Annotated in this window: 26 protein-coding genes and 2 pseudogenes; 13 read left to right on the plus strand and 15 right to left on the minus strand. The window is 74.4% G+C overall.

Annotation, left to right across the window (positions count from 1 at the left end; all coding sequences use genetic code 11):
- Positions 1-53: 53 nt before the first annotated feature.
- Positions 54-1,433 (plus strand): MFS transporter, encoded by a 1,380-nt coding sequence (locus ABT369_RS07890; RefSeq protein WP_350610946.1) that lies wholly within the window; start codon positions 54-56, stop codon positions 1,431-1,433.
- A gap of 266 nt (positions 1,434-1,699) precedes the next feature.
- On the opposite strand, the gene ABT369_RS07895 is transcribed toward ABT369_RS07890, so the two are convergent.
- Positions 1,700-2,686: a ketopantoate reductase family protein gene (locus tag ABT369_RS07895; protein WP_350610947.1), complete on the minus strand. Its 987-nt coding sequence runs from the start codon at positions 2,684-2,686 to the stop codon at positions 1,700-1,702.
- A gap of 24 nt (positions 2,687-2,710) precedes the next feature.
- Here ABT369_RS07895 and ABT369_RS07900 point away from each other — a divergent pair, with 24 nt between their 5' ends.
- Entirely contained in the window at positions 2,711-3,220 is a 510-nt protein-coding gene (locus ABT369_RS07900; protein WP_350610948.1) for an AAA family ATPase, read from the plus strand.
- Here the strand turns inward: ABT369_RS07900 and ABT369_RS07905 are convergent.
- Positions 3,201-3,770 carry a hypothetical protein gene (locus tag ABT369_RS07905; protein WP_350610949.1) on the minus strand — a complete coding sequence of 190 codons (570 nt, stop codon included), beginning with the start codon at positions 3,768-3,770 and terminating at the stop codon, positions 3,201-3,203. The two genes, ABT369_RS07900 and ABT369_RS07905, sit on opposite strands and share 20 nt — an antisense overlap.
- A gap of 16 nt (positions 3,771-3,786) precedes the next feature.
- On the opposite strand from ABT369_RS07905, the gene ABT369_RS07910 reads away from it, so the two are divergent.
- Entirely contained in the window at positions 3,787-4,398 is a 612-nt protein-coding gene (locus ABT369_RS07910; RefSeq protein ID WP_350610950.1) for a GNAT family N-acetyltransferase, read from the plus strand.
- Here the strand turns inward: ABT369_RS07910 and ABT369_RS07915 are convergent.
- Genes ABT369_RS07915 through ABT369_RS07930 form a run of 4 tightly spaced genes read right to left on the minus strand, consistent with a single transcriptional unit; the run spans position 4,388 to position 7,389 of the window.
- Positions 4,388-6,070 (minus strand): AMP-binding protein, encoded by a 1,683-nt coding sequence (locus ABT369_RS07915; protein WP_350610951.1) that lies wholly within the window; start codon positions 6,068-6,070, stop codon positions 4,388-4,390. The two genes, ABT369_RS07910 and ABT369_RS07915, sit on opposite strands and share 11 nt — an antisense overlap.
- A 27-nt stretch (positions 6,071-6,097) precedes the next feature.
- A complete protein-coding gene (locus ABT369_RS07920; RefSeq protein ID WP_350610952.1) occupies positions 6,098-6,724 on the minus strand; it encodes a hypothetical protein in 627 nt (208 codons plus the stop codon).
- Between the two features lie 43 nt (positions 6,725-6,767).
- Complete coding sequence (locus ABT369_RS07925) at positions 6,768-7,106, minus strand: hypothetical protein (protein WP_350610953.1); 339 nt, start codon at positions 7,104-7,106, stop codon at positions 6,768-6,770.
- Between the two features lies 1 nt (position 7,107).
- The gene (locus ABT369_RS07930) at positions 7,108-7,389 is read right to left on the minus strand and encodes a hypothetical protein (RefSeq protein WP_350610954.1); all 282 of its coding nucleotides are present in this window, start codon (positions 7,387-7,389) and stop codon (positions 7,108-7,110) included.
- Positions 7,390-7,632: 243 nt separating this feature from the next.
- Here ABT369_RS07930 and ABT369_RS07935 point away from each other — a divergent pair, with 243 nt between their 5' ends.
- Together ABT369_RS07935 and ABT369_RS07940 are read left to right on the plus strand one after the other, a co-directional pair.
- Entirely contained in the window at positions 7,633-8,193 is a 561-nt protein-coding gene (locus tag ABT369_RS07935; RefSeq protein WP_350610955.1) for a helix-turn-helix domain-containing protein, read from the plus strand.
- A gap of 11 nt (positions 8,194-8,204) precedes the next feature.
- Positions 8,205-8,723, plus strand: coding sequence for a GNAT family N-acetyltransferase (locus tag ABT369_RS07940; RefSeq protein ID WP_350610956.1), 519 nt, complete (start codon positions 8,205-8,207; stop codon positions 8,721-8,723).
- On the opposite strand, the gene ABT369_RS07945 is transcribed toward ABT369_RS07940, so the two are convergent.
- From ABT369_RS07945 to ABT369_RS07960, 4 genes are all read right to left on the minus strand, one after another.
- The gene (locus ABT369_RS07945; protein WP_350610957.1) at positions 8,707-9,264 is read right to left on the minus strand and encodes a hypothetical protein; all 558 of its coding nucleotides are present in this window, start codon (positions 9,262-9,264) and stop codon (positions 8,707-8,709) included. The genes ABT369_RS07940 and ABT369_RS07945 overlap by 17 nt on opposite strands.
- 82 nt (positions 9,265-9,346) lie before the next feature.
- On the minus strand, positions 9,347-10,267 hold the full coding sequence (locus ABT369_RS07950) for a serine hydrolase domain-containing protein (protein WP_350610958.1): 921 nt from the start codon (positions 10,265-10,267) through the stop codon (positions 9,347-9,349).
- A gap of 1 nt (position 10,268) precedes the next feature.
- Complete coding sequence (locus ABT369_RS07955) at positions 10,269-11,177, minus strand: hypothetical protein (RefSeq protein WP_502891716.1); 909 nt, start codon at positions 11,175-11,177, stop codon at positions 10,269-10,271.
- Positions 11,129-12,307, minus strand: a complete 1,179-nt coding sequence (locus tag ABT369_RS07960; RefSeq protein WP_350610960.1) for an FAD-dependent monooxygenase — start codon at positions 12,305-12,307, stop codon at positions 11,129-11,131. Before ABT369_RS07960 ends, ABT369_RS07955 begins: the two co-directional genes overlap by 49 nt.
- 226 nt (positions 12,308-12,533) lie before the next feature.
- Here ABT369_RS07960 and ABT369_RS57920 point away from each other — a divergent pair.
- The 4 genes and pseudogenes from ABT369_RS57920 to ABT369_RS07975 all read left to right on the plus strand — a co-directional run.
- Positions 12,534-13,658, plus strand: a pseudogene (locus tag ABT369_RS57920) (lytic polysaccharide monooxygenase auxiliary activity family 9 protein); the annotation flags it as partial.
- Between the two features lie 138 nt (positions 13,659-13,796).
- Positions 13,797-14,438: pseudogene (locus ABT369_RS57925) on the plus strand (cellulose-binding protein); the annotation flags it as partial.
- A gap of 212 nt (positions 14,439-14,650) precedes the next feature.
- On the plus strand, positions 14,651-15,154 hold the full coding sequence (locus ABT369_RS07970) for an FBP domain-containing protein (RefSeq protein WP_350610962.1): 504 nt from the start codon (positions 14,651-14,653) through the stop codon (positions 15,152-15,154).
- An 80-nt stretch (positions 15,155-15,234) separates the two neighbouring features.
- Positions 15,235-15,639 (plus strand): hypothetical protein, encoded by a 405-nt coding sequence (locus tag ABT369_RS07975; RefSeq protein WP_350610963.1) that lies wholly within the window; start codon positions 15,235-15,237, stop codon positions 15,637-15,639.
- An 86-nt stretch (positions 15,640-15,725) separates the two neighbouring features.
- On the opposite strand, the gene ABT369_RS07980 is transcribed toward ABT369_RS07975, so the two are convergent.
- Genes ABT369_RS07980 through ABT369_RS07990 form a run of 3 tightly spaced genes read right to left on the minus strand, consistent with a single transcriptional unit; the run spans position 15,726 to position 18,187 of the window.
- Positions 15,726-16,694 carry a helix-turn-helix transcriptional regulator gene (locus tag ABT369_RS07980; RefSeq protein ID WP_350610964.1) on the minus strand — a complete coding sequence of 323 codons (969 nt, stop codon included), beginning with the start codon at positions 16,692-16,694 and terminating at the stop codon, positions 15,726-15,728.
- A 3-nt stretch (positions 16,695-16,697) separates the two neighbouring features.
- Positions 16,698-17,588, minus strand: coding sequence for an SDR family oxidoreductase (locus ABT369_RS07985; RefSeq protein ID WP_350610965.1), 891 nt, complete (start codon positions 17,586-17,588; stop codon positions 16,698-16,700).
- Positions 17,589-17,638: 50 nt separating this feature from the next.
- Entirely contained in the window at positions 17,639-18,187 is a 549-nt protein-coding gene (locus tag ABT369_RS07990; RefSeq protein WP_350610966.1) for a YciI family protein, read from the minus strand.
- 26 nt (positions 18,188-18,213) lie between these two features.
- Here ABT369_RS07990 and ABT369_RS07995 point away from each other — a divergent pair, with 26 nt between their 5' ends.
- The 3 genes from ABT369_RS07995 (at position 18,214) to ABT369_RS08005 (ending at position 19,962) form a co-directional block, all read left to right on the plus strand.
- Complete coding sequence (locus ABT369_RS07995; RefSeq protein ID WP_350610967.1) at positions 18,214-18,552, plus strand: hypothetical protein; 339 nt, start codon at positions 18,214-18,216, stop codon at positions 18,550-18,552.
- Between the two features lie 65 nt (positions 18,553-18,617).
- A complete protein-coding gene (locus ABT369_RS08000) occupies positions 18,618-18,830 on the plus strand; it encodes a hypothetical protein (RefSeq protein WP_350610968.1) in 213 nt (70 codons plus the stop codon).
- A gap of 28 nt (positions 18,831-18,858) precedes the next feature.
- Complete coding sequence (locus ABT369_RS08005) at positions 18,859-19,962, plus strand: thiolase family protein (RefSeq protein WP_350610969.1); 1,104 nt, start codon at positions 18,859-18,861, stop codon at positions 19,960-19,962.
- On the opposite strand, the gene ABT369_RS08010 is transcribed toward ABT369_RS08005, so the two are convergent.
- Entirely contained in the window at positions 19,947-21,191 is a 1,245-nt protein-coding gene (locus ABT369_RS08010; protein WP_350610970.1) for an MFS transporter, read from the minus strand. The two genes, ABT369_RS08005 and ABT369_RS08010, sit on opposite strands and share 16 nt — an antisense overlap.
- A gap of 42 nt (positions 21,192-21,233) precedes the next feature.
- Between ABT369_RS08010 and ABT369_RS08015 the strand changes: the two genes are divergently transcribed.
- The gene (locus ABT369_RS08015; RefSeq protein WP_350610971.1) at positions 21,234-22,337 is read left to right on the plus strand and encodes an ROK family transcriptional regulator; all 1,104 of its coding nucleotides are present in this window, start codon (positions 21,234-21,236) and stop codon (positions 22,335-22,337) included.
- Here the strand turns inward: ABT369_RS08015 and ABT369_RS08020 are convergent.
- Entirely contained in the window at positions 22,314-22,694 is a 381-nt protein-coding gene (locus tag ABT369_RS08020; protein WP_502891713.1) for an STAS domain-containing protein, read from the minus strand. The genes ABT369_RS08015 and ABT369_RS08020 overlap by 24 nt on opposite strands.
- Between the last annotated feature and the right edge of the window lie 4 nt (positions 22,695-22,698).

Below are 22,698 nucleotides of genomic sequence, written 5' to 3' on the forward strand. Positions count from 1 at the left end.
CGTCCACACGAAACTCTACGGCCGCACGTTCGCGCACCCGCAGACTGCGCATCATGCGCACGTACCGCGAACTGTTCGCCACAGCCGAGTTCCGAGCCTTGTTCGCCACCGTCTCCGCGCAGGTCGCGGCCCAGACGGTGAGCGGCATCGCCCTGGCGACGCTCGTGTACGGCCGGACCGGCTCGCCCCTGCTGTCCGCACTGAGCATGTTCGGCAGTTCGTTCGCTCAAGTCGTCGGCGCGGCGACGCTGCTGTCCGCGACCGACCGGCTCCCGCCCCGCGCGGCGCTGACCGGCCTGGCCGCGTTCACCGCGCTCACCACCGCCGCGCTCGCGCTGCCGGGTCTGCCCATCGGCGCGGTGCTGGCCGTGGTGCTGGTCCAGGGCCTGGCCGCGTCGATCGGCGGCGGAGTCCGCTTCGGGCTGCTCTCCGAGATCGTGCCGCCGCAGGGGTACCTCCTGGGCCGCTCCCTGCTGAACATGTCCGTCGGCGCCATGCAGATCGCCGGGTTCGCGACCGGCGGCCTGCTCCTGGCCGCCGCGACCCCGTCGTCGGTGCTGCTCATCGGCGCGGCCCTGAACCTGCTCGCCGCGATCGTGGCGCGGCTAGGCCTGTCCGCCCGAGCCCCGCGCGCCGCCGGCCGGCCGTCGATCCGGGCCACCTGGCGCGGCAACCGCGAACTGCTGTCCTCGCCCGCGCGCCGCGCCGTCTACATTGGACTGTGGGTGCCCAACGGCCTGATCGTCGGCTGCGAGGCGCTGTTCGTCCCGTACTCCCCGGGCTCCGCCGGCGCCCTGTTCGTGGCCGCGGCCCTGGGCATGCTCGCGGGCGACGTCCTCGCGGGACGGCTCCTGCCCGCCCGCCTCCGCCGCCCGCTCACGACGCCGGTGCAGCTGCTGCTGGCCGTGCCGTACCTGCTTTTCGCCGCGACTCCCCCGCTGTGGGCGGCGATCGCCGTGGCGGCGGTGGCCTCGATCGGGTACTGCGGCAGCCTCCTGCTCCAGGACCGCCTGGTCGAGCTGACCCCGCCGGAGCTACGCGGGCACTCCCTGGGCCTGCACAGCTCGGGCATGTTCACGATGCAGGCGGTGGGCGCGACCCTGGCCGGCGCGGTGGCGCAGCTGATGCCGCCGGGCCGGGCGATGGCGGCGATGGCCGTGGCCTCGATCGTGGTGTCGCTGCTCCTGGCGCGGGCATTCCGCCGTCCGGACTCCACGGCCGCCCCCGACAGCAACACACACGCGCACGCCCCCGCCGTCAGCACGCACGCACACGCACACCCAAACACGCACGCGCACGCCGCCCACGCCAACGCCAACACACAGGCACACGCCGACGACGCCAACACGCGCGTGGGCGACGCAACCGCAACCGTCAGCGAACTCGCCATCCGCGAGAAGACGCCGCCGGCGCCGAAGCGAGCCACCGCGTGACCGGCGAACGAAACGAGATCAACCGCGCCGACGCCGCTGCAGACCCGTAGACCCGTAGACCCGTAGACCCGTAGACCCGCTGCAGACTAGTGACAGCCGAGCAGATCCCAAGAACACAGCAGAGCAGATCCCGGAAGCGCTGCGGCCGAGAACTACACAACGCGGCTAGGTCGGTTGGCCGTTCCGTCTATAAAAACCGTACCACGGCCGATCTAATCGATCATCGATCGAAGCACGCCAGGTAGGCGAGCAACGACGTAACGTAGTCACCCGCTCAGCTCCGCCACCACCCTAGCCGTGGCCGGGGTCGGGATGCCCGCCGCCTTGCCCGCGCGCAGTACCGCGCCGCCGATCGCGTCCAGCTCCAAGGGCCGGCCCGCCTCCGCGTCGCGCAGCATTGAGGACTTCATCGGGGCCGGGATCTGGTCGATGACGTCGAGCATCTGGGCCGCGTCCGTCCGCGTGCCGTTCGCCCGGGCCACCGCCGCCACCTCCGACACGATGTCCACCAGATCGTCGCGGCGCATCTCCCGCGCTGTGCCCACGCTCGAGCGGGTCACCGTCGTGATCAGGGCCAGTGGCGCCAGCAGCGACATCTTGTCCCACAGCAGGGCGGACTCCGACTCGCGGACGGTCACGTCCAGGCCGGCCGAAGACAGCACGGCGGCAATCTCCGCGGAGCCGGAGCCGGAGCCGGAGCCGGAGCCGGAGCCGGAGCCGGAGCCAGGAGCGGGAACGGAGCCAGGGCCAGAGCCGGAGCCAGAGAGGGAGCCGGAGCCAGAGAGGGAGCCGGAGCCGGGGATAGGGCCCGAGCCGGCCAGTTCCACCCGGCAGAAGTCGCTGGTGTGGGAGATCCGCCCAGGCGCCACCCGAGTGCTCTCCACCCGGATCGAGCCGGCCACCACCCGCGCCGACGGGTAGCGCGACCGCAGCAGCCCCACATGGTCCACGCCGTTGAGCAGTGGCAGAATGAGGTCCGCACCGCCCGCCGGGACACGCCCCAGCGCGTCGCCCAGCGTCGTCGCCTTCGTCGCGACCACCACCAGGGCAGCCGGAGCAGCCAGGGCCGTCACGGCCCGCGCCGGCACGGTGAAATCTCCGTATCGCACGCTCTGCACCGCGATGCCGTGCGCGTTCAGCGCCGCCGCGGTCTCGGGCCGGGCCACGTAGACCACGTCCTCGCCGGCCCGCGCCAGCAGCGCACCCACCAGCCCTCCGACCCCGCCGGGGCCGACGATCGCCACCGAAACCATGCCCACCAACCTATAGGAGCCGCCATGACCCGCAGGTTCGTACTCACCGGGGCCCCGGGAGCCGGCAAGACCACCATCGCCCTCGCGCTGCGCGAGCGTGGGTACACCGTCGTCGACGAGGCCGCCACGGACGTCATCGCCGAGACGCCCGAGATCGAGCAGGACGGGGCGGCGTTTCTCGCGCGGATTCTGCACGTTCAGCGGCAGCGGCACGAGGCCGCTACGGGGGCGCTGCAGATCTTCGACCGGTCGCCGGTCTGCACGCTCGCGCTCGCCGAATACCTCGGGGCACGGCCGAGCCGGGAGCTGACGAGCGCGGCCGAGCAGGACGGGGTGTACGAGCGGACGGTCTTCTTCGTGCGGCTCATGGGCTTCATCGTGCCGACGGCCGCGCGGCGCATCGGCCTGGAGGACTCGCGCCGCTTCGAGCGGATCCACGAGGTCGTCTACCGGCGGCTCGGGTACACCCTCGTGGACATCCCGCCCGCGCCGCTGCCGGAGCGGGTCGCGGCGGTCATAGCCGGAATCGGCTGACCAGGGCCGTCAGCGTGGCCGCGTTGGCGTTCAGGCGCGACGCCGCCGCCCGGGACGTCTCCACCGCCCGCTGCGCCGTCGCCACGCTGCTGTTCACGCCGTCGATGTCGGCCGCGATCGCCCCGGACGCGGTGGCGGCCCGCTGCACGTTGCGCTGCATCTCGTCGGTCGTGGCCGTCTGTTCCTCCACGGCGCCGGCGATGGCGCGCTGGTACTCGCTCACCCGGTCGATCGCCTCCGTGATCGCGTCGATCGCCGCGACCGCGCCCTCGGTGTCGGCCCGGATCGCGGCGATGCGCGCGAGGGCGCCGGTGAGCCCGGTGAGCTGGCCGGCGACACGGCGCGCCCAGTACCAGGCGATCGCGCCGACGACGAGCGCGAGCAGCACCGCGGCGACGGCGAACGTGATGAGCATGTCGCGGCGGCCCTTGTCGAGGGTTCCGGTGAGGGCGTCGGCGTCGGGGCCGTAGGCGCGGGTGACGATCGCCCACTTGTAGGGGGCGTAGTACGTGACGGTGACGTCGCTGGCGGCCGCGGCCGCCCCGGACACGAGCTATGTTTCGGGCATGATGCGGCCCGCCGAGACCTTCCCCCGCACCGTGCTGAGCACCGGACGGCTCCTCGTCCGCCCGTTCACGGCCGCCGACGCGCCCGACGTGCACGAGGCCTGGCAGGACGCGGCGTTCGTGGACAGCGCGCCGGTCGGCTACCCGTATGCGGCGGCGGACCTGGCCACGGCGGTCGCCTGGTGCGCGAGCGGCATCGAGCAGCGGCGGCTGGACGGCAAGGGGGTCGGGTTCGCGCTGGTGCCGCGGGACGGCGGGCGGCTGGCCGGGCACGTGTCGCTGTTCGGCGCCGACTGGGAGGCGCGCACCGCGGAGATCCACTACTGGACGGCGCCGTGGGCGCGGGGCCGGCGCTACGCGGCGGAGGGCGCGGCGGCGGTGGCCCGGTGGGCGCTGACCGAGTGCGGCCTGCAGCGGGTGCACCTGCAGGCCGACACGGCCAACCCGGCGTCGCGGCGGACGGCCGAGGCCGCGGGTTTCCAGTTCGAGGGTGTCCTGCGCAGCCTCGCGCCGACCCGCCAGGGCACCCGGGCGGACATGGCCGTCTACAGCCTGATCGCCGCGGATCTCCGGCCGGTCCGGGCCGCGCCGCCGGAGAGGGTCACCGGGTGACGTCCCAGAACTCGCCCTCGGCCGGCACCGCCGGGTCCGGGTGCTTGTCGTGCTCCTGCCCGCGCAGCTCCACCCGGCGGATCTTGCCGGAGATGGTCTTCGGGAGTTCGGCGAACTCGAGGCGGCGGATGCGCTGGAACGGCGACAGGTGCGCCCGGCAGTGCTCGAAGATGGCGCGGGCGGTCTCCTCGGTCGGCTCCCATCCGGCGGCGAGGACCACGTAGGCCTTCGGCACGGCGAGGCGCACTGGGTCCGGTGACGGCACGACGGCGGCCTCGACGACGGCGTCGTGCTCGATGAGGACGCTCTCCAGCTCGAACGGGGAGATGCGGTAGTCGGAGGCCTTGAACACGTCGTCGGCGCGGCCCACGTAGGTGATGTAGCCGTCGGCGTCGCGGGCGCCAATGTCGCCGGTGTGGTAGTAGCCGCCGGCCATCGCCTCGGCTGTGCGGTCGGGGTCGCCGTGGTAGCCGGTCATCAGCCCGAGCGGGCGGGCGCTCAGGTCGAGGCAGATTTCGCCCTCGGTGCCGGGCTCGCCGGTGGCCGGGTCGATGAGGGCGACGGTGTAGCCGGGGACCGGGCGGCCCATCGAGCCTGGCCGCACCGGCTGGCCGGGCGGGTTCGCGATCTGCACGGTGGTCTCGGTCTGGCCGAAGCCGTCGCGGATCGTCACGCCCCAGGCCTGCCGTACCTGCTCGATGACCTCGGGGTTGAGTGGCTCGCCGGCCCCGACGACGAGCCGCGGCGGGGTCGGCAGCGCGGACAGGTCGGACTGGATGAGCATCCGCCACACGGTGGGCGGGGCGCAGAAGCTCGTCACGCCGCAGCGCTGCATCTGCCGCATCAGGGCGGCGGCGTCGAAGCGCGTGTAGTTGTAGATGAACACGCAGGCCTGGGCGTTCCAGGGGGCGAAGACGTTGCTCCAGGCGTGCTTGGCCCAGCCGGGCGAGGAGATGTTGAGGTGCACGTCGCCGGGTTGCAGGCCGATCCAGTACATCGTGGAGAGGTGCCCGGCCGGGTAGGAGGCGTGGGTGTGCTCGACGAGCTTGGGGCGGGCCGTCGTGCCGGAGGTGAAGTACAGCAGCAGCGTGTCCGAGGCCTGGGTGGGCCCGTCGGGGGTGAACGCGGCGTCGTCGGCGAGGGTGTAGGGCAGCCAGCCGCCGGGCGCGCCGGGGGTGTCGCCGACCGCGATGCGGGTCACCGCCGGGTCGACGCCGTCGAACTTGCCGGCCGCGGCGGCCGCGGCGATGACGTGCTTCGCGCCGCCGCGCAGCACCCGGTCGCGGGCGTCGGCCGGGCCGAGCAGCGGGGTGGCGGGGATGATGACCGCGCCGAGCTTCATCGCGGCCAGGATCGTGTCCCACAGCTCGACCTGGTTGCCGAGCATGAGCACGAGCCGGTCGCCGCGGGCCACGCCGACGCTGCGCAGCCAGTTGGCGAGGCGGTTGGAGCGCTCGGACATCTGGGCCCAGGAGTAGCGCTCCTCCCGGCCGTCCTCCTCGACGATCCACAGCGCGGGCGCGTCGTTGCCGGCGGCCACCGCGTCGAACCAGTCGAGGGCCCAGTTGAACTCGCCGAGCCGCGGCCAGCGGAACCGCTCGACGGCCGTGGCGTAGTCCTCCCGCGTGGCGAGCAGGAGGTCCCGGGCCTCTTTGAACGACGCGTACGACATGCCGTGCAGCCTACGTCCGGCCGCGGCTCAGGGCAGGTCGGCGACCCGTTCGCGGCTGAGCACCTCGACGCGCTCGGCGTCGCCGTACTGCCAGGCGACGATCTCTCCGGTGCCGGGGTCGAGCTCGATCGTGAGGCGGGTCGCCCCGACCGGCACCGAGAACCCCTGGCCGGCGGCGGCCAGGCCCGGCAGCCCGGCGATCGTGCGCAGGGCGGCGGCGCGTTCGGGGCGGTCGAGGTACCGGACCCCGATCATGTCGAGCAGGGACGTCACGATCGCCGTCGGGTCCGCGGTGGGGTCGACCGGCGGCATGGGCAGCTCGCCGGAGGAGTAGTCGACGGTCGAGCCGGGCCCGGGCGGGTCGACGCGCCGCTCGCTGACGCGGCCGGAGCCGTCCGGGGCGCGCCACCGCTCGCTGTCGATGCGGGCGACGGCGGTGCCGGAGCGCACCCAGCGCACGAGGTGGACGCGGCTGTACCGCCCGGTGCTGCCGTCGGCCGCGGCCGGCCCGGCGGCCGCGGCGAGCAGCAGCAGCCGCTCCCGCGCGGACGGTGGCCCGGGCGGGTGCCCGAGCACCGTGTCCGCCGCGGCCGGCAGCACACCCGCCGCCAGGCCGCCCAGCACGACCGCCACCACCGCCCCGAGAGCCCGCATGTGCCACCTCCCGACGGGTTCAACCGCCGGGAGGCCCGTCGCGTTACTTGCCGGACGTCTTGGATCGGGTCTGGGTGCCGCCGGTGCCGGTGCCGCCGGTAGCGCCGGGGCGCTTGGCCTGCTCCGGTTCGCCGCCGTCCATGATCTGCAGGATGCGCGGCGCCAGCGCGGTGGCCAGGGCCGGGGCCAGCGCGTCGGCGAGCGCCCCGGCCATCACCTCGGTGAGCAGCACCCGCTCCAGCAGCGGCGCGCCCCGCGGCAGCTGGGGCATGACCGAGGTGCCGCCGTGGGTCGCCCGGCCGGCCTCGTTGAGGATGTCGCGGATCAGGTCGTCGATCATGCCCTCGACCGGCGCCTGGCCCCCGTTCTCGTCGCCGGCCATCTCAGTGGCGCGCCAGCAGGGCCGCGAGCAGGAGCGGGTGCATCCCTTCGCTCTCCTCGCCGCGGCGGTGCATGAGCATCGCCATGAGCAGCGGGTGCTCGATGCCGGTGTGCCGGGCGCCGCGGCGGCGGCGGGTGAGCGCGGCGAGCATCAGCGGATGCTCCATCATGCTCTCGGACTCCTCGTGACGGGACATGAGCGCGGCGAGCAGCAGCGGGTGCTCGATGCCCTGCCCCGGATGCTCCATGCTGCTCTCGTGGCGCTCGGCGGTCGCACTGGTCATGGAAGGCTCCCTCGCGTCGGGGTGTGCCCGGCTGCTGCCGGCACGGGTCAACGCTCGCCGGGGCGGGCGTGAGGCGTCGTCACCCGAGCGGCGTGAACGGCCGCCGGCCGGCGTCGCCGCCTCAGCCGGGGTGCTCGCGGAAGAGGTCCATGATCCGGGTCCGGGCGTCCGCGGCCGACGGCTCGTGGCTCGGGTGACGACCACCACAGGCGTGCATCCCAGATCTGAGATATCGTCCCGGACATGGGAGACGAGCTCGAGGCGCGGCTGGCCGGCCGCCTGGCCGAGCTGCGTGCCGAGCGGGGCTGGTCGCTCGACGACCTCGCCGGGCGGGCCGGGGTGAGCCGCTCGACGCTGTCGCGGCTCGAACGCGGCGAGATCAGCCCGACGGCGGCGCTGCTGGGCCGGCTGTGCACGGCGTACGGCAGGCCGATGTCCCGCCTGCTCGCCGAGGTCGAGCCGGAGCCCCCGCAGCTCGTGCGGGCCGCGGCCCAGCCGGTGTGGCGGGACCGGGCGACCGGCTTCACCCGCCGCTCGGTCTCCCCGCCGCACCCGGGGCTGCGCGGCGAGGTGGTCGAGGCGGTGCTGGAGCCGGGGGCCGACATCACCTACGAGGAGCCGCCGGTCGCGGGCCTCGAGCACCACCTGTGGGTGCTCGACGGCGGCCTCGAGCTCACCGTCGGCGGCGTCGCGCACGCCGTCGGGGCCGGGGACTGCCTGCGGTACCGCCTGTGGGGCCCGTCCCGCTTCGTCAACCCGGGCCCGGCCGCGGTCCGCTACGTCCTGCTCATCGTCCTGCCCTGAGGATGGCTGCGATGCCCACGATCACGCGACTGACCCCGCCGGTGTACCCCGGCCACGTCGACGCCCTCGCCGAGGTCCTCGCCGACGCGGTCGCGCACGGCGCCTCGGTCGGCTTCCGCTCCCCGTTCGGCCCCGGCGACGCCGCCGCGTGGTGGCGCACCCGCGAGCCGGCCGTGCGGGACGGCTCGCTGCACGTCTGGGTGGCCGCCGACGCGGACGCCGTCGTCGGTACCGTCAGCCTCGCGCTCGAACCCAAGCCGAACGGCCGGCACCGGGCCGAGGTGCTCAAGCTCCTCGTGCACAGCCGGGCGCGCGGCCGCGGCGTGGGCCGCGCGCTGCTGGGCACCGCCGAGGCGGCGGCCGCCGGGTCCGGTGCGACGCTGCTGCTGCTCGACACCGCTACCGGGAGCCCCGCCGAGCGGCTCTACGCGTCGGCGGGCTGGACGCGCTACGGCGTCGTCCCCGGCTATGCCACCGACCCGGCCGGGACCTTGGAGGACTGCAGCTTCTTCTTCAAGCGGCTGGGCTGAGCCTCGCCCGGCCGCCGGCCAGCGGCAGCAGGCCGGCGGCCAGCAGCACCGCGGCGGCCGGGATCAGGTCGAGGCTCACCGGGATCAGCAGGAACGCGAACAGCACCGCGACCGGGCTCCAGGCGGGCAGCCGGTGCGCGCGGACGAGCTGGAACAGCAGGGTCACCAGGCCGAGCACGAAGACCGCGTTGCCGGCGATCGACAGCGGGCCGGGCAGCGGGGCGGCGTCGGCGAACGACGGCACGAGGTCGCCGGCGATGACCCACAGGAACGCGGCCGTCCCGGCGAGCGCGCCGATGACGGCCAGGTTCGAGGCCAGCCGGTTGCCGAAGTCGCGCGACGGCAGCATCCGGCGGGCCCCGACGGCGAGCGCGCCGAGCAGCACCATCGCGGCGAAGAACATGACGTGGCCGGTGTTCCACATCCAGGCGCCCTTGTCGCGGTGCCCGTCGAGGCCGTCGATGAGCCGCAGCACGCCGTAGCCGAACAGCAGCACCGGCGCCGCGACGGCCCCGGTGCGCACGAGCGGAGAGGAGGTCATGCCACGAGCGTCGTCGCCCGGGCCGACCCGGACATCCGGGCGAAACCCGGACGCGACCCGGAACCGCCACCCCGATGACGGTTCAGCGCACCTCGGCGGCGGCCCGGGCGAACAGCTCGTCGCACCACCGCGCGAACGGGCGGCGGTCCCCGCGGACCGGGTGGACGCGGTTGCTGAGCACGACCAGGCCGTACCCGCGCGACGGCTCGAACCAGATCCGGTTGCCGACGAATCCGGAGGCGCCGAACCCGTCCGCCCCGGCGCCGGGGCCGCCGATGCCCCGGGCCGGATGCAGCCACCACCCGGCCGCGAACCGCTCCCCCGCCGGGTTCTCGGCCAGGCACGGCGGCGTGGGCCCGAAGGCGGCGCGGGCCGCCGCGGTCACCAGCTCGAGGGTCCCGAACGCGCCCGCGTGGCCGCCGTAGCCGCCCATCGCCGACGCGTTCTCGTCGTGCACCTCCCCGCAGACGAGCCGCCCCCGCCACGGGCACCGCTCGGTGGCGACCGCGGGCTCGACCGGGCCGCCGAGGCGCAGCCCGCCGCCGTCGAGCGGCCGTCCCGTGAGGTCCTCGACGAGGGCGCCGAGGATGATGTACCCGAGGTCGCTGTACACCGGATGCGGCTCGGACGGCTCGGTGGCGAGGGCCGCGCCGACGATCGCGGGCCCGCGCAGGGTCTCGTGGAAGCGCGCCGTGGCGGGCAGGCCGGCGCGGTGCGCGAGCAGGTCGTCGATGCTCGCCCGGCCCGCCGCCGTGCCCGCGGCGCGCGGCCACAGGCGCCCGATCGGCCGGTCCCGGGGCAGCCCCAGCGCGAGCACGGCGGGCAGGGTCACGAGCACCTTCGTGAGGCTCGCGAGGTCCCACCAGCACTCGGGCGTGGCCGGGCGCCCGGTGCTCAGGTCGGCGATCCCGTGCACGGTGCGCGCCAGGACGCGGTCGCGGCCGAACACGGCGACCGCGACGGCCGGCATCGGCGCCCGGGCGGCCAGGTCGTCGAGCCACATCTCAGGCGACCGCGGCGTGCAGGGCGCGGGCGGCGCGGATCGCGGAGCGGATCTCCTGCAGGCAGCGGTCCGGGCCCGCGGCTCCGGGCGGCTGCGGGGTGCTCGCGCGGTGCGGGTCGAAGCCGACGGTGTCGATGCCGCAGCGGTACCGCAGCCCGAGGATCCGGATCGCGTCGCAGTGCTGGAACGGCACGTAGATCGGCGAGGTGACGATGAGGATGCGCTCCTCGGCGCGGGGCCGGGCCGCGGCCGCCCAGTGCTCGTAGGTGTCCGCGGTGTTCGCCCGGGGCGCGGCCGGGTCCCGCGGCGGGGCGACGAGCACGGGGACGCCCGTGCCGAAGGCGGCCCGGACTCCGGCGGCGAGCGCGTCCGCCTCCGTCCGGCAGCCCTCGGCGCCGGGGACGACGCGCTCCTCGGGGCCGAGCGGCCGCAGGCTGCCCAGGGCCGCGATCGCGCCCACCCGGCGGGCGGCCGCGAGGCGGGCGGCGTGCTCGGTGCGCTGCAGGCAGGCGCGGGCCAGGCCGCCGAGGACGAGCACGTGCGCGTACTCGTCGTGCGGCGGCTCGGCGCTGCCGGTCAGCCCGAGCGCGGCGGCCGCGGTCCCGGCCGCGGCCGCGAGCCGCGCCGGCAGGTCGACGCGAATCCGGTCCCGCTCGACGCCGCCGAGGCGGCCGCGGAAGTTCCAGTGGGCGTCGGAGAACGCGTCGAGCCAGGCGAGCAGCTCGCCGGTCTGCGCGGCCGGGACCTCGCCGCCGAACGCGGCGACGAGGTCTCGCATGGCCGGCGAACCCGCCCAGCGGTGCAGCCGGGCGGGCAGCGTGCCGGGGTCGAGCCCCGGCGGGCACTCGGGGAGCGCGGGGTCTACTTCGTCTCCCGCAGGTCCGAGAAGATGTCGTAGCCGTGAATCCAGGCCACGTTGTCCGGCAGCGACTGCAGGCGGGCGTTGCGCTCGTCGGCCGGCGGGCCGTCGGGCAGCTGGAAGCAGGCCGCGTTGCCGCGCGAGCCCATCTGGATCTGGCGGGTGCGGGCCTTGCGCAGGTGCTCGTAGCGCTGGAGCCCCTCGGCGACCGAGAGCCCGTCCGCGGACAGGTAGTGCGCGAGGGCGGCCGCGTCCTCGATGGCCTGGTTGCTGCCCTGCCCGGCGTGCGGCAGCATCGGGTGGGCGGCGTCGCCGAGCAGCGTGACCCGGTCGGTGCTCCACTTGCGCAGCGGCTCGCGGTCGTAGAGCGCCCAGCGGCCGACCTCCTCGACGTTGGACAGCATCGACACGACGGTGTCGTTCCAGCCGTCGAACGCCGCGACCGCCTCGGCCGGCTCGCTCTTGGACGACCACGACTCGAGGGTCCACTCAGGGTCCGGCACGTACGCGACGAAGTTGACGAGCTCGCCGCCGCGGACCGGGTAGATCACCAGGTGCCGGCCGGGGCCGAGCATGAAGGTCAGGCCCATCGACTCGGAGCCGGGGACCTTCTGCGCCGGGACGAGCCCGCGGAAGCAGCTCATCGCCGAGAACACGGCCTCGTCGGGCCCGGCGACGTGGTGGCGGACCGCGGAGCGCAGCCCGTCGGCGCCGACGACGACGTCGGCGGAGACCTTGGTGCCGTCGGCGAACTCGATCTCGGCGGCGTCCGGCGCCTCGTGCACGGCGGCGGCCCGGCGGCCGAGGTGCGGTGTGCCCTGGTAGGCGTCGAGCAGGACCTGGTGCATGTCGGCGCGGTGGATGCCCAGGAACGGGCCGCCCATGCGCTCGTCGTACCAGTCGCCCATCGGGTGCTCGTAGAAGATCTCGCCCGAGCGCCAGTGGTGGAACTGGATGCGCTGCAGGTTGCTCGCCACGTCCCGGGTGGCCTGGCCGACGCCGAGGTCGTCCAGGACGCGCATGCCGTTGCCGCCGAGGGCGATGCCGGCGCCGATCGCGCTCAGCTCGCCGGCCTGGTCGTACACCTCGACCTCGTGGCCCTTGGCCTGCAGGGCGATCGCGGCGGCGAGGCCGCCGATGCCGGAACCGACGATGGCGACGCGCAGCGGTGACGAACCCATCGAGTACTCCACGTGTACGAGATATCGACAATGTGACACGGACAAATGGCCCACGGGGCGACGGAAGCCTATCCATCCGCACGTGCAGGATTCCAGCGTCCGGTGATGAATCTTTCATCGCATTTGCCAGGACTCGCGTGCGAAACCTGTTTCGGAATTGTCAATCCGCTGGTCAGCGGCCTTCAATCCGGTCAATGGACTGCCCTCGATGGGATGGAAGGTGGGCATGAACCGACGAAGAAGGCTCGCGCTGTGGTTTGCCGCGGTCCTGGCCGGAACCGGCTCGGTCGCGGTGTTCGCGGCCCCGGCCTCCGCACACGGTGCGATGATGCAGCCGGGCAGCCGCCAGTACCTGTGCTGGAAGGACGGCCTGACCTCCACGGGCCAGATCGTGCCGAAGAACCCGGCGTGCGCCGCGGCCGTGGCGCAGATGGGCCCGAACGCGCTCTACAACTGGTTCGCGATGCTGCGCTCCGACGGGGCCGGGCGCACGTCCGGCTTCATCCCGGACGGGAAGCTGTGCAGCGCCGACGCCAAGGTGTACGACTTCTCGGGCTTCGACCTGGTCCGCACCGACTGGCCGCTGACCCATCTGACCGCGGGCGCGTCGATGGAGTTCGACTACAGCAACTGGGCGGCCCACCCGGGCACGTTCTCGCTGTACGTCACCAAGGACGGCTTCGACCCGAGCAAGCAGATCAGCTGGTCGGACCTCGAGTCGACGCCGTTCCTGCAGGTCACCAACCCGTCCCAGGTGGGCTCGCCGGGCACGGCGGACGGGCACTACTACTGGACCGGGAAGCTGCCGACGGCCAAGTCCGGCCGGCACATCATCTACTCGGTCTGGGCCCGCTCGGACAGCCAGGAGACCTTCTACGGCTGCTCCGACGTCACCTTCGACGGCGGCAACGGCCAGGTCACCGGGGTCGGCGACGGCACCGGCGGCGGACCGACGGGCGGCCCCACGTCCAGCGGCCCGACCTCGAAGCCGCCGTCGAACCCGTCGAGCCCGTCGGCGTCGGCGTCGAGCCCCGGCAACGGGGGCGGCGGCAGCGGCGGCTGCACGGCGACGTACACGGTCACCAGCAGCTGGCAGGGCGGCTTCCAGGCCGACGTGAAGGTCACCAACCCGGGCTCCGCGCCGATCTCCTCCTGGAAGGTCGGCTGGAACTACACCGGGGGCCAGACCGTCACGCAGGGCTGGAACGCCACCGTCACCCAGACCGGCACCGCGGTCTCGGCCGCGAGCGTCTCCTGGAACGGGACCATCCCGGCCGGCGGCAGCACGAACTTCGGCCTGCTCGGCAACGGCACCGCGGGCACCACGCCCACGCTGTCCTGCGCCGCGAACGGCGGCAGCCCGGCGTCACCGAGCGCCGGCACCTCGTCGTCGCCCTCGCGCTCGTCGTCGCCCTCGCCCTCGCCCTCGGGCCCGGGCGGCGGCACGGCGTGCACCGGCGCCGCGTTCTGTGACGGGTTCGAGAACCAGAGCGGCACCACCGTCTCCGGCGACTGGACCACGTCGTTCGCCAACTGCCAGGGCTCCGGCACCGCCACCGTCGACACGTCCGTCGCGCACAGCGGCGGCAAGTCGGTGCGCATCAACGGCCAGGCCGGCTACTGCAACCACGTCCTGGTGAAGCCGACCAAGGACCTCAGCGGCCTCGGGTCGGTGTGGTACGGCCGGTTCTACGTGCGCCACACCACCGCCCTGCCGACCCAGCACGTCGCGTTCGCGGCGCTGAAGGACAACGGCGACGGCGGCAAGGACCTGCGCATGGGCGGGCAGAACGGCGCCCTGCAGTGGAACCGCGAGTCGGACGACGCCACCCTGCCGGCGCAGAGCCCGGCCGGCGTGGCCCAGTCCAAGCCGCTGCCCACGAACTCCTGGAACTGCGTGGAGTTCATGGTCGACGGCCGCGGCCTGCTGTCGACGTGGCTCAACGGGACGGCCGTGCCCGGCCTGACCGCGGACGGCACGCCGACGGCGGACATCGACCAGCAGTGGCTGGCGCGCTCGTGGAAGCCGCAGGTGACCGACCTGCGCCTGGGCTGGGAGGCCTACGGCGACGGCGCGGACACCCTCTGGTACGACGACGTGGCGATCGGCGCCTCGCGCATCGGCTGCTGACGTCGCTGGTACCGCGCCCGGCCCGTCGCAACCGCCACTGCGACGGGCCGGGCGCTCCCCCGCTCGGGCCCGAAAAGCCGGGCGCTGCGCGCCGCGACTTTTCGGATTTATCCCCTGCCGGGCGACGAGTCCGATATGTTCCAGACCGGCGTGAGAGCCTAAGCGCCTTAATGCTTTGCCTAAGAGCATTAGGGAGTCGTACCGTCGAGAGCGTGGAACCGATCACCGAACCCGACCTCCGCGCCGCCTTCGTCAACTGCTCCAAGGGCGAGGCCCAGCGCGCGCACGTGCCGCGCGATCTCGCCGAGCGCCGGTGGGACGACCTCGACTTCCTCGGCTGGCGCGACCCGGGCGCGCCCGAGCGCTCGTATCTCGCCGCCGAGCACGGCGGCCGCCTCGTCGCCGTGTCGCTGCGCGTGGCGCAACAGCAGCGGCGGTACCTCGCGCGCGGCATGTGCTCGCTGTGCCTCACCGTGCACCCGGGCAACGGCGTCTCGCTCATGACCGGGCGCCGGACGGGCAAGGCCGGGCGCAACGGCGACTCCGTGGGCGTGTACCTGTGCACGGACCTCGGCTGCTCGCTCTACGTGCGCGGGCTGCGCAAGCCGAGCACCGGCGGGCGGCTGGACGAGACGCTCACCGTCGAGGAACAGGTCGACCGGCTGGGCGGCAAGCTCACGGCTTTCCTCGACCGCCTCACCGACGCGGCCGCGTAGGCCCGGGCACGTCCGCCGCGACTGAGCAGATCCACAGGTTTCCTCAGGCTGGTCACATCGAGCGGGCGGAACCTGAGCGTATGGCGATCGGGGAAGCATCGAGGATCGTGCGCTGGTACGCGTACGCGGGCTGCCTGGCGGTCGTGCCCTTCGTCGTGGCCGGGTTCCGGCTGCCCTGGTACGGCACGGCGGTCGTGCTCGGCGCGGCCATGGCGGCGTGGGCGCTGCTGCTCACCCTGGTCCGGCCCACCGCGGCGGCGGTGCCGCTGCCTGCGGTGTGGGCCGCGGCCGGGCTGCTCACGGTGTACGGCACGGGCACGCTCCTGCTGCACGGCACGGTCAGCGCGGGGGCGCTCGCGGCCGGCGGGTACGGGTGGGCGCTGCTCGTCGCGGCACTGTCGCACCAGCGCCGGCTCAGCGCCGCCGCGCACCGGCGCGCGACGCGCCCGAGCGCGGCCCGCGCAACGCCGCACGCGCGGGTCTGACGGCGGCGCACGGGCGCGCGACGCCCCCGGGTGCGGCCCGCGCAACGCCGCACGCGCGGGTCTGACGCCCCGGAGGAGCGCGGGCGTCAGGCGCCGTACAACGCGACCGTGCGCGCGGCCGCCTCGGCCAGCCGTGCCCGCAGCGACACCGGCGCCAGGACCTCCGCGTCGGGGCCCAGGGAGAGCAGCTGGGAGTAGGCGACGTCGGCCGACTCGGCCGGCAGCGCCACGATGACCCAGCCCGCCGCGTCGGGCGGCCCGGCGCCGTCCAGCGCCGCGCGGTAGGCGACCGCCTCGACGGCGAAGCGCAGCATGCGCAGCCCGTGCGGGCTCAGCCGCACGGTGACCGTCTCCGTCAGCATGCCCCGCTCGAACTCGGCCGCCCGCTGCGCCCAGAACGCCGCCAGGTCGAACCCGTCGTCGCGGTCGAAGGGCGATTCGGTGACCGTCGCCGAGCGGACACGGTCCACGCGATAGGTGCGCGGGCCGGATTCGGCGCGGCCCACGAGGTACCAGATCCCGTTCTTGAGGACGAGCCCGAGCGGCGCGACGGTGCGGGTCACCTCGCCCTTGCGCCCGGCGTAGGTGAGCTGGACGGCGCGGTCCTCCCAGACGGCGCCGGCCAGCGCGGCCAGGAACGGCGGCGGCGAGGCGTCGCGGAACCAGCCGGGCGCGTCGAGGTGGAAGCGCTGCCGCGCGCGGGACGAGGCCTCCCGCAGCGGGTCGGGCAGCGCCGCGGCGACCTTCAGCTGCGCGGCCGCGAGCGCCTCGCCGAGGCCCATGTCGCGCGCCGGGCCGGGCAGCCCGGACAGGAACAGGGCCTCGGCCTCGGCGCGGCTCAGGCCGTTGAGCCGGGTGCGGTACCCGTCCAGCAGCCGGTACCCGCCGGCCCGGCCCTGCTCGGCGTAGACGGGCACGCCCGCGGCCGACAGGGCCAGGATGTCGCGGTAGATCGTGCGCTCGGAGACCTCGAGCTGCGCGGCGAGCTCGGCGGCCGTGCGCGAACCGCCCGACTGCAGCAGCAGCACGAGCGAGATGAGCCGGGAGACGCGCACCGGCTAACGGTAGTCCTCGGGGCGGGTGAAGCCGCCCTGCTCGTACGCCCAGAAGTCCGGCGCGCTGCCGTCCTCGTCGGTCAGGCCGTACTCCTTCGCGAGGCCCGCGCTCGACAGCGACGCGCCGTTGAAGCGCGCCTTGTCCGGGTCGTAAGCCAGGGCGGCGACACCGCGCCCGACGTACACCGGCGACTCCGACATCGCGAAGTGCGCGTCCTTGGCGATGCCGTCGCGCCACGTCGCCTCGGTGACGCCGAAGTGCTCGAGCATGAGCTCGGAGCGCAGGAAGCCGGGCGTGACCGACACCGCGGTGCCGCCGACGGAGCGCAGTTCCTCGGACAGCGCGAACGCCATCCGGTTCACCGAGGCCTTCGCCAGGTCGTAGAAGAAGGAGACACGGTACCGGCGGTGGTTGTACTCGGCCGTGCCGTCGGTCATCTCCACCACGAGCCCGCCGGGGTTGCGCACGAGCAGCGGCAGCGCCGCGTGGCTGGTGATGATGTGGGTGTCGACGGCCAGGCGCAGCAGCCGCTGCCCGCGCTCGAGGTCGTCCTCCCACAGCTTCTTGTCCCAGGCGAACATGCCCTCGGCGCCCCAGATGTCGTTGACGAGCACGTCGAGGCGCCCGTGCTCGGCGTCGATGCGGTCCACGACCGCGCGGACCTGGGCCGGGTCGAGGTGGTCGGCCCGGATCGCGATGCCGGTGCCGCCCGCGGCGGTGACGAGTTCGGCGGTGTCCTCGATCGTCTCGGGCCGCCCGTACTCGGAGGCCTGCGTCCGCGTGGTACGGCCGGTGCAGTAGACGGTCGCGCCGAGGGCGCCGAGCTGGACGGCGATCTGCCGGCCCGCGCCGCGGGTGGCCCCGGCGACGAGCGCGATGCGGTTCTGGGTCATGCCCTCAACCTCGCAGGAAAACCTGACAGGGTGCGTCCGACTTCCCCGAATCAGTCCTCCGCGGCCGGCCGGCCGCCGAAGCGCCACGGGCGCACGGTGAGCTCGTCGGCCGCGAACCCGGCCAGCGCCGCGGCGGCCGTGGCCGCGTCCGGCGCCTGCACGCAGGCGGCGACCCCGAGGGGCGCGCCGTCGCCGGCCGGGCGCAGGCGGCCGAGCACGATCAGCCCGTCTCCCGCCCGGTCGACCGCGCCGGCGTCGCCTGGGCCGAGGGCGACGACGAGGAACCGGGGGCCACCGGGGCCGGGGAACGCCCACATGGACCGGCCGAGCAGGTCCTCGAAGCGGTACACCGCCATCGACGAATACACCCCGGCGCGCCAGTTCGGCTCGAGCTCCCCGAACGCGCGGGCCGCGTCGTGCGACGGCAGATCGGCGATGTGCAGGCTGCCCGTGGCCGTCTCGCCGTCCGCGGTGAGGGTCGGGCCGCGCGCGTACAGCTGCTGCGCGAATCCGTCCATGTACGCCCAGTGCGCCTCGGCCAGCTCGTCCCGCAGCGCGGCGGAGCCGGGCCGGTCGGCGCAGTACACGAAGTAGAACATCGCCCCCAAGGTTAAGCTCGACGGTGATGAGTGTCATCGACCTCGACGCGGCGCCGGGCCCGCAGGACTCGCGGCCGGCGGCTGCCCGCGCGCCGATCAGCCGGCGCACCCCCGCCGTCCGGCTGCTCGTGATGCTGGCCCTGGCCCTCGCCGTCGGGCTGCCGCAGGGCACGGCGCCGATGCCGTTCAGCGGGGGCCGCCCGCTGCCGCTGCCGAGCTACTGCACCGGCATCCCGCGCCCCGGCGGCCGGCTGAATCTCGTGCAGAACGACACGTACATCCTGCTCGACGCCACCACCGGCACGGTGCTGAGCACCGGCCGCTGCCCGCGCGGCACCGGGACCCGCTCGAACACGGGGAACTGAAATTACACCGGCGTAGTTGCCGAGCCGGCCTTTGTGCAGGTCAGGCCGCGAAGTAGCCTCGCTGCGTGAAGGTCATCGGCGCGATGCAGACGCCCGGCGGCGCCTGGCGCGTCGAGGTCGTGCGGCACCCGAGCGGCTCCCGCTGGTACCGCCTCATCCACGGCGAGAACATCGTCGACTTTTTGACCATCGGGCGGGTCGCGGAGCTGTTGGCGCAGGCCGGGGTCGACATGGGCGAGCTCACGGAGGTGGACACCCCGTCCGCGCGAGCCGGCTGAGGTGGCCGCCAGGCGTTACCTTGTGGTGGTGTCCGATCCCCAGCAGCCCGGTTTCCTGACGCGCCTGCGCGCGGGGCTGGCGGGCGAGCGGGACACGGTCTACCTGGAGGCCCTGCGTTCGGCCGGGCGGGTGGCGTACGACGAGCTGCTGGCCGCCGACACGCTGCGCGACCAGCTGCCGAGCCTGTGGAACGCGCCCCCGGCCGCGGCGAGCCAGCTGCTCGCGGCGTGGAACGCGTTCGTGCTGCAGACCCTCGGCGAGACGTTCCTCGACGCGGACTACGCGGCGCGCCCGGGCACCGCCGGCTACGTGCCGCCGGTCACCTACGACCAGGCGGCCGCCTGGCTGCACGCGGTCGGCGACTGGGTGTCGCGGGCCCGGCAGGCGCGGGCCAACCCGGAGTACGACATCGCCATGCACACGGTCCTGCCCGCGCCGCTGCCGGCGTGGGCGGAGGTGCTCACCTGCCCGCCGGAGCACCTCACGGCGCTGCAGGCCGCGGTGACGCCGGTGCGCGAGCACGTCGAGGTGACCCTGCACGCGCTGGTCAAGACCGGGGTGCCGCCGCAGTACGAGTCCGCCGTCAACCGGCTGCACCAGGACACCGCGGCGGCCTCGGCGGCGGTGGACTACGCGGCCGGGCTGCGCACCGGGCGCCACCACGCCGGGCTGCACGAGCTCATCGAGCAGAACCTCAAGCAGGCCCTGGAGCTGTGGTTCCGGGTCGGTCAGCTCGCGGCGATGCCGTCACTGCTGGCCGGGCCGCGCTTCGACGTGTGGTGCATGACCGACCGGGCGACGCTGACCCGCTGGAAGCAGGACCCGCACGCCCGCCACGCGCTCGTCGAGATGTGGCGCACCGACCCGAACCCGGCCGCGACCCTGGCGATCCAGGCCCAGATCGACACGTGCCTGCAGACGGGCGATCTGTGGTACCACGTGCCGCAGGTCGGCGACACCTGCTACTTCGAGCCGCCGTTCTCGCCGCTCTACGAGGTCCGCCGCCCGGTGCGCATCTACGGCGTCGCGATGCGGCCCGGCGCCCAGTTCGCGGTCCGCGGCGGCGCGAACCGGGGCCTGGTCCTGGGCCCCTTCCGCCCGACGCAACGCGTGCGCTACCGCACCCGCTGAAGCTCCGGCTCCGGTTGCCCGGCGGCTCGGCGCGACGAGCGCGCCTCGAGGCCGAAGCTCACCGCGGCCAGGCCGAGCCCGAGCACGCCCAGGCCGACGCCGACCCAGCTCGGCGCGATGTACCCCCAGCCGGCCGCGATCACCAGGCCGCCCAGCGCCGCGCCGAGGCTGTTCGCGATGTTCATCGCCGACTGGTTCACCGCGGCGCCCATGAGCTGCGCGCCCGGCGCGACCCCGATGAGCCGCGACTGCATCGCCGGGCCGAGGAACAGCCCGGCGGCGCCGATGAGGAAGGCGCCGGCGAAGAGCGTGTACCGGTTGTGGGCGAGCACCGCGAACGCCGCCATGCTCACGATGAACACGACGAACCCGGACAGCAGGCTGCGGCGCAGGTTGCGGTCCGACGCCCATCCGCCGAGGGCGTTGCCGACCGTCATGCCGAGGCCGACCGCGACCAGCACCCAGGGCACGGAGCTCTCGCCGAGCCCGGCGACGTGCGTGGTCACCGGCGCGATGTAGCTGTCGATGGCGAAGAACCCGCCGAAGCCGAGGGCCGCGGTGACCGCCACGAGCCACACCTGCGGTTTACGGAACGCGCGCAGCTCGGCGCGCGGCGATCCGGCCGGGTCGGCGGGCTGGCGGGGCACGGTGAGCGCGACGAACACGAGCGTGAGGGCGAACATGGCGGCGATCGCGAGGTACGCGGGCCGCCAGCCGGCCGCCTGCCCGAGCCGCGTGATGAGCGGGACGCCGAAGACGTTCGCGGCGGTGAGCCCGCCGAGGACCGCGGCGAAGCCCTTGGCCTGGCTGCCCGGGCCGAGGATGGCCGCCGCGAGGAGCCCGGCCGCGCCGAAGTAGGCGCCGTGGGGCAGGGCGGCCACGAACCGCGCGACCAGCACGAGGCCGAAACCAGGAGCGAGAGCGGATGCCACGGTACCGAACGTGAAGAGCCCGAGCAGCCCGACGACCAGCGTCTTGCGGGGCAGCCGCGCGGTCAGGGCCGCGATCGTGGGAGCGCCCACGACCACGCCCAGCGCGTACGCGGTGATCATCCAGCCGCCGTGCGCCACGGCTTTGGCGGGCGACTGGGAGTACAGCTGCGGCAGGAGATCCCGCGAGATGTCGGGCAGCAGGCCCATGGCCACGAACTCGGTCAGGCCGATGCCGAAACCGCCCAGGGACAGGGCCGCCAGTGCGGTATAGCGGCGCACCGCGGTCAGGTCATCCACGCGGGACAGTTTAGCAACGCTGTTGCGTTATAGACTGTGGCCATGGACACGCCCGGCGCCGGCCTCGGCTATCTGCGCGGGTACAACGACGCGCTGGTGGTCGGCCTCGCCCGGACCATGCCCGAGTTCGACCGCGCGTCCGTCGCCGCCGCGACCGGCCTCACCCCGCAGGCGGTCTCGAAGGTGCTCGCGCGGCTGGTCGCGGAGGGGCTGATCGAGCCGGGCGGGGTGCGCCGCCGCGGGGTCGGCAAGCCGGCGACCATCTACCGGATCGTGGCCGCGAGCCGCTTCGCGATCGGGGTGCACGTGGCCCGCACCCGCGTGCGGCTCGTCCTCACCGACCTGCTCGGCTCGGTGCTGGCCGGCTCGTCGCAGCCGCTGCCGGCCGACTTCACGCCCGACGAGCTGCTGACCGCCGTCGCCTCGGCGCGCGCGCAGCTGCTGCGGCGCCACCCCGTCGACCCCGCGCGCATCGCCGGGCTGGGGCTCGGGATGGTGGGGCCGCTCGACCACGCCAACGGGATCGTGCGCGACGCGCACCGGCTGCGGCACTGGCACGACGTGCCGCTGCGGGAACTGGCGGCGGCGCGGCTGGGGGTGGCCGTACACCTCGACAAGGACGTGACCGCGGGCGTGACGGCGGAGGCCTGGCGCCGCGGCCGCGACTTCCGCGACGGGGTGCTCATCATGGTCGAGTCCGGCATCGGGGCCGGGCTGTGGCTGGGCGGCGCCGCGTATCGCGGGGCGCACACGAACGCGGGCGAGTTCGGGCACACGGTCGTGCAGTTCGACGGGCCGCGCTGCGTGTGCGGGCGGTCCGGGTGCCTCGAGGTGCTGCACGACGCGGCCGTGGCCCGCGGCGACGTGCCCCTCGCCGCGCGGCTGCTCGGCATCGGGGTCGTCAACCTGTTGCAGACGACCGATGTCGGGCACGTGGTGCTGGCGGGCGCGGACCTGCTGCGCCATCGCGCGGTCTACGTGTCCGCGGTCGGCTCGGCCGTGCGGTCTCAGGTGCCCCGCGCCGACTGGCTCACGGTGTCCGTGTCCGTGTCGGCGCTGGGCGGGGACGTGATCGCGGCCGGGGCGGCGATGCAGGTGCTCAACGCCGCCTACGGCCCGCCGTCACTGGGCAGCGGCCCCGGTTAGGGAGCTGTGGATCGTGAACACCCGGTCGAGGCCGGTGATCTGGAAGATGCGCAGCAGCCGCGCGTGCGGGATGACCAGCTCGACCACGCCGCCGGACTCGGCCAGCCGCTTGTGCACGCTGATGAGCACGCCGAGCGTGGTGGAGTCGAGGAACCCGACGTCGCTGAGGTCGACGACCAGCGTGGTGGCCCCGTCGTCGACCACCTTGTGCAGGTAGGCGCGCAGCTCCGGGGCGGTGGCGACATCCAGCTCGCCGCTGGCCGTGACCACGGCGCGCGACCCCTCGACCGTCGAGGTGACCTGCATCGGCGTCCCGCCCCTTCTCCACGCCCCGCTGCCGGGGACATCATCCGTCACGATT

It is taken from the genome of Dactylosporangium sp. NPDC000244 (assembly GCF_040300725.1).
Taxonomy (GTDB): Bacteria; Actinomycetota; Actinomycetes; order Mycobacteriales; family Micromonosporaceae; genus Dactylosporangium.

Coding starts and splice junctions, on each gene's coding strand:
- ABT369_RS07900 (WP_350610948.1), top strand. CDS start 2,711: ATGACCCGCAGGTTCGTACTCACCGGGGCCCCGGGAGCCGGCAAGACC.
- ABT369_RS07925 (WP_350610953.1), bottom strand. CDS start 7,106: ATGGCCGGCGACGAGAACGGGGGCCAGGCGCCGGTCGAGGGCATGATC.
- ABT369_RS07990 (WP_350610966.1), bottom strand. CDS start 18,187: ATGTTCTACTTCGTGTACTGCGCCGACCGGCCCGGCTCCGCCGCGCTG.
- ABT369_RS07995 (WP_350610967.1), top strand. CDS start 18,214: ATGAGTGTCATCGACCTCGACGCGGCGCCGGGCCCGCAGGACTCGCGG.
- ABT369_RS07910 (WP_350610950.1), top strand. CDS start 3,787: ATGATGCGGCCCGCCGAGACCTTCCCCCGCACCGTGCTGAGCACCGGA.
- ABT369_RS07945 (WP_350610957.1), bottom strand. CDS start 9,264: ATGACCTCCTCTCCGCTCGTGCGCACCGGGGCCGTCGCGGCGCCGGTG.
- ABT369_RS07975 (WP_350610963.1), top strand. CDS start 15,235: ATGGCGATCGGGGAAGCATCGAGGATCGTGCGCTGGTACGCGTACGCG.
- ABT369_RS08015 (WP_350610971.1), top strand. CDS start 21,234: ATGGACACGCCCGGCGCCGGCCTCGGCTATCTGCGCGGGTACAACGAC.
- ABT369_RS07940 (WP_350610956.1), top strand. CDS start 8,205: ATGCCCACGATCACGCGACTGACCCCGCCGGTGTACCCCGGCCACGTC.
- ABT369_RS07890 (WP_350610946.1), top strand. CDS start 54: ATGCGCACGTACCGCGAACTGTTCGCCACAGCCGAGTTCCGAGCCTTG.
- ABT369_RS07950 (WP_350610958.1), bottom strand. CDS start 10,267: ATGTGGCTCGACGACCTGGCCGCCCGGGCGCCGATGCCGGCCGTCGCG.
- ABT369_RS07985 (WP_350610965.1), bottom strand. CDS start 17,588: ATGACCCAGAACCGCATCGCGCTCGTCGCCGGGGCCACCCGCGGCGCG.
- ABT369_RS07920 (WP_350610952.1), bottom strand. CDS start 6,724: ATGCGGGCTCTCGGGGCGGTGGTGGCGGTCGTGCTGGGCGGCCTGGCG.
- ABT369_RS07895 (WP_350610947.1), bottom strand. CDS start 2,686: ATGGTTTCGGTGGCGATCGTCGGCCCCGGCGGGGTCGGAGGGCTGGTG.
- ABT369_RS07960 (WP_350610960.1), bottom strand. CDS start 12,307: ATGGGTTCGTCACCGCTGCGCGTCGCCATCGTCGGTTCCGGCATCGGC.
- ABT369_RS07915 (WP_350610951.1), bottom strand. CDS start 6,070: ATGTCGTACGCGTCGTTCAAAGAGGCCCGGGACCTCCTGCTCGCCACG.
- ABT369_RS07930 (WP_350610954.1), bottom strand. CDS start 7,389: ATGACCAGTGCGACCGCCGAGCGCCACGAGAGCAGCATGGAGCATCCG.
- ABT369_RS07935 (WP_350610955.1), top strand. CDS start 7,633: ATGGGAGACGAGCTCGAGGCGCGGCTGGCCGGCCGCCTGGCCGAGCTG.